Genomic DNA, 453 nt, shown 5'->3' on the forward strand with positions numbered 1-453 from the left:
TAGCGAATAACACCTTGGAGTACGCTGCGGGGAAGGATTTAGAAGGGCTATTTGATCTAGATACATGGAATGTTACTGCAATTGAAGGAGATGGAGACGCATTACAAATTGCTTCTTTGAATCCGTTGAATGGAGGTACTGTAGAAATGGGAAAAAGTTTAGCAGTGTTTTTCAGTCAACCGTTTTCCATTGGTAGTGGAGAGGTTAGGTTTCTTAAAAAGAGTGACTTATCAGAAGTAGGTTCATTGGATATATCAGGTGGTTCTGTCTCTATTGAAGTAAACCAACTTATTATTGAGCCACCTTTATTTTTACCATTGGATGAGGCATTGATCGTGTTATTCTCTGAGGGTGCATTAAGAGACCTTTCTGGCAATAGTATTAGTGAATTATTTGATAATGACACTTGGAATTTCAAGTTGAAAGAGATTGATAATACTGGTCCAGTGATTA

At 37.5% G+C, this 453-nt stretch carries 1 protein-coding gene; it reads left to right on the plus strand.

The features are described from left to right. Positions 1 to 453: hypothetical protein (locus tag JXQ92_RS19300; RefSeq protein ID WP_421988289.1), on the plus strand; the 453-nt coding region annotated here is incomplete at both ends.

Source organism: Roseivirga sp. (genome assembly GCF_049099775.1).
Classification (GTDB): domain Bacteria; phylum Bacteroidota; class Bacteroidia; order Cytophagales; family Cyclobacteriaceae; genus Roseivirga.